Source organism: Spirosoma sp. (assembly GCF_048594605.1).
Taxonomy (GTDB): Bacteria; Bacteroidota; Bacteroidia; order Cytophagales; family Spirosomataceae; genus Spirosoma.
Genome location: NZ_JBMDWV010000184.1, coordinates 1 through 7,796 on the forward strand (window position 1 = coordinate 1; position 7,796 = coordinate 7,796).

A 7,796-nucleotide genomic window follows, 5' to 3' on the forward strand; every position below is an offset into this window, starting at 1 on the left:
CGTAATACGTTCCAGATCGCTTAACGCACCCGTCGATACTTTCCCGAAAATCAGATCTTCAGCAGCCCGACCGCCCAATGCCATGCACATTTCGTCCATGAGCTGTTCTGTACGGTACAGATACTGTTCACGAGGCAGATACTGGGCATATCCGAGCGCAGCTACTCCACGCGGTACAATGGTAACTTTTACGAGTGGATCAGCATGTTCGAGGAACCAGCCGGCTACAGCGTGACCTGCTTCATGGTACGCTACAATCTCTTTCTCTTCCGGAGAGATGATCTTGTTTTTCTTTTCCAGACCACCAATTACGCGATCCATTGCGTCCTGGAAGTCCTTCATATCAACAGCCTCTTTATCACTACGTGCAGCAATCAGAGCCGCTTCGTTACAAACGTTAGCGATTTCCGCTCCAGCAAAACCAGGTGTTTGAGCGGCTAATTCTTTCGGATCAACATCTGGCGCCAGCTTGATTGGCTTCAGGTGAACCCGGAAAATTGCTTCACGACCGATAATGTCGGGCTTCTCAATACTGATCTGACGGTCGAAACGGCCAGGACGCTGCAAGGCAGAATCCAGTACGTCAGGACGGTTGGTAGCGGCCAGGATGATAATTCCTGAATCCGTTGCGAAACCATCCATTTCGACCAGTAGTGAGTTCAACGTATTTTCACGTTCATCATTAGCACCGGGCATTGAACCACGACCACGTGAGCGACCTACGGCGTCGATCTCGTCAATGAATATGATACAAGGCGCTTTTTCTTTAGCCTGTTTAAAGAGGTCACGCACACGAGCGGCCCCTACCCCAACGAACATTTCAACAAAGTCAGAGCCAGACAGCGAGAAGAATGGAACACCTGCTTCTCCAGCAACTGCTTTTGCTAACAAGGTTTTACCAGTACCCGGAGGACCAATTAACAATGCTCCTTTTGGAATTTTTGCCCCCAGCTTGGTAAACTTGGTTGGGTTCTTCAGATAGTCGACGATTTCCTTAATCTCTTCCTTCGCTTCATCCAGACCCGCTACGTCGTTGAACGTGATTTTAACCTTGTTATCAGCATCGAACAAGGCTGCTTTCGATTTTCCTATGTTGAAAATCTGACCACCCGGCCCTCCTGCGCCAGACACACGTCCCAGCAAAAAGTACATCGCCAAAATCATGACGATCAGGAAACCCCATGTACTGATAATGCTTCCGAAATCGCTACGTTGTTCAAATCGGTATTCGACTTTTTCATTGGCTGGTACGTCCTTTTCCATTGCGTCCAGATCTTTTTTGAACGTCTCTCCAGAGGCTATCTGGATTTGGAAATGCGGACCGTGATTGCTGCCGAAATACGGCTTGTCAGCAAATAAGTTACGGTATTTGGGACTTTGCGCAGCTTGTTGGGTGAGGGTTATCTCCGCAACTTTATCATTTACGACTACTGCTTCGGCTACTTCATGTTCTTTCACCATTTGCTCAAACCGCTTTTGCGAGATCTCGCGAGTGGCTGAACTCCGGTTAAAGAACGTAATGCCAAGAATAGCCGCAATCAGCAACGCCACAATCCAGCCCTGAAAGTTAGGCTTACGTGGGCCACCTCGGGGTACTAACGGATTTCTATTATTATTTTCTGCCATTTCCTCAGGTTGTACAAAACGGATTCCAACAAGTAACACCGTTTCACGAATGAATGTTTCTACCGTGAAACGGTTAGGACAGACGGTTCATCTATCCCATAAACGGCCAAAAAAGGCCTTTTCACACTCTTTATTACAAAGACAATCAGTTCGTCAGGATACTGTCATCAGTGCATTGTCTTCAATTACCCGGATCTCAGCATCGCCCCAAAGTTGTTCGAGGTCGTAGAAGGCCCGGCGATCTTTTTTGAAGACGTGAGCCACCACATCAACGTAATCCAGCAGAATCCATTCGCGGTTCAGTTTCCCTTCCTTATGCCAGGGATCTTGCTTACTGGCTTTATAAACTTCCTCTTCTATCGACGTTGAGATGGCATCAATCTGCGTATCGGAGTTACCCGAACATAGAACAAAGTAATCACAGATAGCGTTTTTAACGTTGCGCAAATCCATTACAACAATGTCCTGCGCTTTTTTTTCCTGCATACCCCGCACAACAAAATCGCGGATCTGCTCGGCAGTAAATTCATGGTTTTTGTTAATTCTCATGCTTTCGGTTTAACATTGCACGATGCGTTAATCAGCGGGTACTTTACCTAATGGATAGAAAATATCCAAAGTACCATTCATTAACTTTTATTTCTACTCTACTAAACTATACAATCTTTTGTACAAAATCTATCCCAAAACACTTTTTCTCGGGCAAAAAATACAATATCTGCCAAGCTGTCAGTCTACTAACGACGAAGCGGCTACTTTGATTGCCCAAACTGACCCTGCTGAAGGCACTCTCGTTGTTACGGATAATCAGATGGCTGGCCGTGGGCAACGAGGCAACCAATGGGAGGCAAAATCAGGGCAAAATTTAACGGCTTCGCTTATTTTAAAACCAACATTTTTATCAGCTTCCGAACAGTTTTGGCTGAATATTGCGATCTCGCTTGGTATATATGATCTTCTTCAGCCCTTGGTTGGCGATGCACTACGTATCAAATGGCCAAATGATGTTTACGTTGGTGACTATAAATTGGGTGGCATACTGATCGAGAATACGTTATACAGTTATAATATCGCGTGGTCCGTTGTCGGGATGGGGCTAAATATCAATCAGACTGACTTTAGTTATTCAACGGCCACATCATTACAGCAGCAGTCCCCTTTGCCTAATGGTTACGACGTAGCAGGCTTGCTCAGCCGCCTTTGCGAAACCCTCGAACAACGCTATTTACAACTACGGTCGGGCCAGCGCGATACGTTAAAAATCAGCTATTTACAGATACTTTACCGGTATCAGGAAGAGCACCTGTTCGAGCGTGAAGGTCAGTACTTTCGAGGAACGATTATTGGCGTTGATAGTACAGGGCGTTTAGCTATCGCCGATCATGAACAGGTACGGTATTTCGGTTTTAAAGAAGTAAGTTTTGTATAAGCGACAGAACGTATCAAGTGAGTACGTTCTGTCGCTTAGCGTATTGAATTACTTTGCGATTGCTTCTTCAACAGGATTGCCGATACAACCACTGGGCTCAAGCAGATGCAGCAAGGCCGTAATTGTTGGGGCAATATCATGCACATGGGTCCGACGTAACGTCTGTCCGGGTTTAACTCCCCAGCCGTACACCAGAAACGGTACGTGCGTGTCATAGGCATAGACCGTTCCGTGCGTAGTGCCTTTATTACGGCCCTCTAACCAGCCAGGTGCCTGCAATACGTAGAAATCACCACTTCGATTTGGGTGATATACGTTCTTGAACAAGTTGGCCTGCAATTCTGGCAGAGCTTCAGCACCGAGATTATGAAGGTTAATTACGTTGACTACTGCTGTCTGCTTTAATAACTCGGCCTGTAGGATTTCGTAAACCTGCTGGATGGCAATTTTCTTTTCCGTTAGTAGGGAATGATTAAGATAAATCTGCTGATTGAAGTACGAGAGCATCCACTGACCAGGTCCATAGGCTTTTTCGAGTGTGCTCTTTACAACTTCACCAATTGCCCCATAGCTTTTTATACCGGCTGGAATTCGATACTGTTGCAGAAAGCCTGGCGCATCCACTACACCATGATCGGCTGACAAAAACGCAAGCCACTCTCCTTTGCCAACGGTCGCATCTAATTGAGTAAAGATATCGGTCAGTTGCCGGTCGAGTCGAATATAATTATCTTCGGTTTCGATAGCATGTGTACCAAACGCGTGTCCAATATAATCGGGCGATGAGAAACTTAGGCAAAGCATGTCTGTTACGTCGTGCTGACCCAGCTGTTCTCCTTTAATGGCTGCGAGCGCAAACTCTTTCGTAATCTGGTCGCCATAAGGACTCGTACGTAACGGCTCATATTTCAGCCCACCAGCCTGAACGACAAATGCATGCGGAAATACAGACTTTGTCTCACCAGCCAGCACCGACTCATAAGGTTCATCATCAACAGTACTTTCGGTGTACTGATCCAGAGCCAGCGTAGGCTCCCACTTTTGCGTGATGAACTGCTCTGGCAGTTTGCGGGCATTAAAATCCTGTACCCATTTAGGTAATTCTTTCTGATAGAACGTACTGCTGATAAAATTACCGTCTTTTGAATCGAACCAATAGGCAGCATCGGCAGCATGTCCGGCGGGTAAGATCGCCCCTCTATCTTTCAGGGCTATACCGACCACTTTTGCCCGCCCGTCCGTAGCCAGTTTAAGCTGATCACCAATGGTTGTTACGAGCAAATTACGTGGCGACATTTTACCGGCGGTTCCTGTATTGCCTACGCTGCTAACTGTCGTGTCTTCGGCACAGTACATTAACCGACCGATGTTCCGTTCGTAGAAATCATTACCGACAATTCCGTTGAGTGCTGGCGCCGACCCTGTATAAATGGCGGCATGGCCGGGACCTGTATACGTAGCAGCGTAATGGTAGTGATTGTTACGGGCATTGAAGCCCCCATCCATTAAACGCCGGAATCCTCCCTTACCGAATTTGTTATAATAGCGGTACAGGTAGTCATAGCGCATCTGATCGACAACAATACCTACCACGAGTTTAGGACGTGCCAGAGATGTAGGGTCTTTACGGGTAACGGTTGCTGATTTTTTGGGCTGAGCAAAAGCCGTTACCGCAACGAATGAAAATAATAGATAGATAGAACGTAAACGCATGAAATCGTTGTGTATGGTAGTCAGGTCATGCAAAGGTACGAAACAAATTATTGGGCAAAGTCTTCAAAACCAGGCTTGCCTTTCTCTATTTACTTCGTTCGATGGTGTACTGAACCAATTGATGCAGAGAATTCCGATAAACCGAATCCGGGAATGAATTCAGCAGCGTCTGGGCTTCGGCAACGTAGCGGTTCATAGCTTCTGTAGCGTATTCAATACCGCCTGAATTTTTTACGAATGTAATCACCTCGTTAACCTTCTTCGGATTCTCGCTTTCATTTTTGACGAGGTTAATAATCCGGCGTTTTTCCAGAAAACCAGCTTTGTTCAACGCGTAGATAAGCGGAAGGGTCATTTTCTTCTCCTTGATATCGATTCCCAGGGGTTTCCCTACTTCCGCTGTACCGTAATCGAACAGATCATCTTTAATCTGGAACGCAATACCAACTTTTTCGCCGAAGGCTCTGGCCTGTTCAACAATTTCCGGCTCGACGCCCACCGAACGGGCTCCTACTGCGCAACAGGCGGCAATGAGCGAAGCTGTTTTCTGGCGAATAATTTCATAATAAACGTCCTCAGTAATATCGAGCCGACGCGCTTTTTCAATCTGTAGTAACTCGCCTTCGCTTAATTCGCGGACGGCCCGCGAAACGATCTGAAGCAAATCAAAATCGCCATTGTTTACGGAGAGTAGCAGCCCGCGCGACAGCAGATAGTCGCCAACGAGCACGGCTACTTTATTCTTCCAGAGTGCATTGATCGAAAAAAAACCACGCCGGTAATTCGAATCATCCACTACGTCGTCATGAACAAGCGTAGCGGTGTGAAGTAATTCGATAAGCGAAGCACCCCGGTACGTTGCTTCCGTGATTTTTCCGCAAACGCCCGCTGTCAGAAATACGAACATTGGCCGTAACTGCTTACCCTTCCGCTTCACGATGTATTTCATGATTTGGTCGAGTAACATCACATCGCTTTTCATCTGCCCCCGAAATTTCTGCTCGAACAACTCCATTTCGGCAGCAATCGGGGCTTGTATATCAGCGACGGTAAGAGGCATAATAAAGTCGTTAGCCAATAGTCGTCAGTAGTCCGTAGTTATTTACTAACGACTCTTAACTGACAACCTCAACTATTCTTTGGCAATTATAGTAAGGAAAGTGCAGACCCCGAAAAGCCGTTCCGAAAAGCAGGGCCTTTCTCAAAACTATCTGTATAAGGTTTCGTTTTGTTTATTGGTTGAAAAAAGACAATTTACCGTTACGATATGCCGTTCCTGCCACATACCTACTTCGTCTATGATCGACAATCCTATACCACCCGTTCCGCAACCTGATGCTGTTCCTTCCCAACCGACATCACCCGTCAAAGCCCTTGTTCTGGGGGGCGGTTCTCTCAAAGGCGCTTTTCAGGTGGGTGCCGCGATGGCCTTATTTGAATCGGGATTTGTACCGGATCAGCTTTATGGTATTTCCGTTGGAAGTCTTAACGCTACGTTTCTTGCCAATGAAGCCGCTCGCCAATACGTTACTACTGGCCAGGTCGACTGGGTGAAAGTGGGTAAGCACCTGATCGAGTTCTGGATACGGAACATTACCAAGCCCGACGACGTAGCCGTTATCCGATCACGGTTTCGGATGGGATATAATACGCTTATGAGCCGTTTTGAAGGATTGCTGGACAATTCGCCCATCAAGAATCTTATTCGTAATAACATTGACCTGGAAGCGATTAAAAACGGCCCTGTCAAGATTAAAGTTGGCGCCGTCGACATTATTGAGGGAGATATGTGCTACGCCGATGCCCATGACCCTAATTTTCTGGATTACGTTTACGCCAGTAGTTCATTGCCTTTTTTGATGCCTGCCGTGCAAATAGCTGGTGATCATCGACGCGCTTTTTTGGATGGTGGCCTTCGTGAAGTGGCACCGCTACGTGTTGCTATTGAGGATGGCGCAACAGAGATTGCCTGTGCTGCCTGCCATGCCAAGAAAATATATAACGAGAAGTTTAACTATCGTAATCTGCTCAACCTGGCCGATCGAGTGAAAGATATCACTGTTAACCAATTGGTAAACAACGACATTGCCTGGGCCGAACGCTTTGCCGAGCGCGAAAAACTGCACGGCCGCAATATTTCGTTAACGATTATCCGGCCGACAGAACCGCTGTACTTAAACATGATGAAATTCACGTCGGAAGATATTAGCCGGATGATAGTGCAGGGATATCAGGCTGGCACCGACGTACTGATAGCCAGACAATCCGACAAAAAATCATCTATTTTACCGTAACTATTACTATTGAGACAAGTACGGCCCATAGCTTGCTTTCACTCTAAACGATTCATCCGTATCGTCCACAACCAGAACATGATACGTAGCACCACCGGGTGCAACCCGAATAACGACATGTCCCGACTGACTTTTTAACCGAGGCAGAAAATTACTGTTAGCGATTTTAGCCTCTTCAAGCAGGTTTAGGGCAAACACGTCCCGCTCTCCTTTGTACGTTTGTTCGGAATAGATACGTTCGAGCACCTCAGGCGCCGGATGGGAAGATGCCCAGGAAGGAATGACAAAAATACGGGGTCGTAGACTCGCTAACAAAGCGCCATTTTGCGAATCAGCATAGCCGTGATGATCGAGTAGTTGCACATCAACAGGGCCTGCTACCTTGGCAATCGGGGTTTCTACGTCATGCCAGGCTGGCTGACCGAATTGAAGTACACCCTGAATATCGGCTCCGGAAAAATAGTCGAACAGACCGTAGCGAATTTGAAAGGCGATGCTACACATATTTTCGTTTGGATAGTCAGCGGGTTTTAGCGTAGTTAAGTCTGGAAACAACGATCGGGTTTCAATGCCGGTACCAGTACGTATCTCTCCGTTCACAGCTTGATTGATCACCTCAAACGGATATTTTTGATGGAGTTTTGCCGGTTTACCCGAAACAATCTGATTCGATCGCCCCGCCTGAAACCGTTCCACTTTTAAGCCGTTACGTTGCATTTGCCAGTTCAAAAAAC

At 46.7% G+C, this 7,796-nt stretch carries 6 protein-coding genes and 1 pseudogene; 2 read left to right on the forward strand and 5 right to left on the reverse strand.

The window, feature by feature from the left end:
• Together ftsH and rsfS are read right to left on the reverse strand one after the other, a co-directional pair.
• Positions 1-1,626: ATP-dependent zinc metalloprotease FtsH (gene ftsH / locus ACOJS8_RS11435; protein WP_420148673.1), on the reverse strand; the 1,626-nt coding region annotated here is incomplete at its 3' end.
• Positions 1,627-1,779: 153 nt separating this feature from the next.
• Entirely contained in the window at positions 1,780-2,175 is a 396-nt protein-coding gene (gene rsfS, locus ACOJS8_RS11440; RefSeq protein ID WP_420148674.1) for a ribosome silencing factor, read from the reverse strand.
• A gap of 118 nt (positions 2,176-2,293) precedes the next feature.
• Between rsfS and ACOJS8_RS11445 the strand changes: the two genes are divergently transcribed.
• Positions 2,294-3,055: a biotin--[acetyl-CoA-carboxylase] ligase gene (locus ACOJS8_RS11445; RefSeq protein ID WP_420148675.1), complete on the forward strand. Its 762-nt coding sequence runs from the start codon at positions 2,294-2,296 to the stop codon at positions 3,053-3,055.
• 48 nt (positions 3,056-3,103) lie between these two features.
• Here ACOJS8_RS11445 and pafA read toward each other — a convergent pair whose 3' ends face one another.
• Together pafA and ACOJS8_RS11455 are read right to left on the reverse strand one after the other, a co-directional pair.
• Positions 3,104-4,768: an alkaline phosphatase PafA gene (gene pafA, locus ACOJS8_RS11450; RefSeq protein ID WP_420148676.1), complete on the reverse strand. Its 1,665-nt coding sequence runs from the start codon at positions 4,766-4,768 to the stop codon at positions 3,104-3,106.
• Between the two features lie 85 nt (positions 4,769-4,853).
• Positions 4,854-5,828, reverse strand: a complete 975-nt coding sequence (locus ACOJS8_RS11455) for a polyprenyl synthetase family protein (protein ID WP_420148677.1) — start codon at positions 5,826-5,828, stop codon at positions 4,854-4,856.
• A 238-nt stretch (positions 5,829-6,066) separates the two neighbouring features.
• On the opposite strand from ACOJS8_RS11455, the gene ACOJS8_RS11460 reads away from it, so the two are divergent.
• Entirely contained in the window at positions 6,067-7,062 is a 996-nt protein-coding gene (locus ACOJS8_RS11460) for a patatin-like phospholipase family protein (RefSeq protein WP_420148678.1), read from the forward strand.
• A 6-nt stretch (positions 7,063-7,068) separates the two neighbouring features.
• On the opposite strand, the pseudogene ACOJS8_RS11465 reads toward ACOJS8_RS11460, so the two are convergent.
• Positions 7,069-7,796, reverse strand: a pseudogene (locus ACOJS8_RS11465) (hypothetical protein); the annotation flags it as partial.

Coding starts and splice junctions, on each gene's coding strand:
- pafA (WP_420148676.1), bottom strand. CDS start 4,768: ATGCGTTTACGTTCTATCTATCTATTATTTTCATTCGTTGCGGTAACG.
- rsfS (WP_420148674.1), bottom strand. CDS start 2,175: ATGAGAATTAACAAAAACCATGAATTTACTGCCGAGCAGATCCGCGAT.
- ACOJS8_RS11455 (WP_420148677.1), bottom strand. CDS start 5,828: ATGCCTCTTACCGTCGCTGATATACAAGCCCCGATTGCTGCCGAAATG.
- ACOJS8_RS11460 (WP_420148678.1), top strand. CDS start 6,067: ATGATCGACAATCCTATACCACCCGTTCCGCAACCTGATGCTGTTCCT.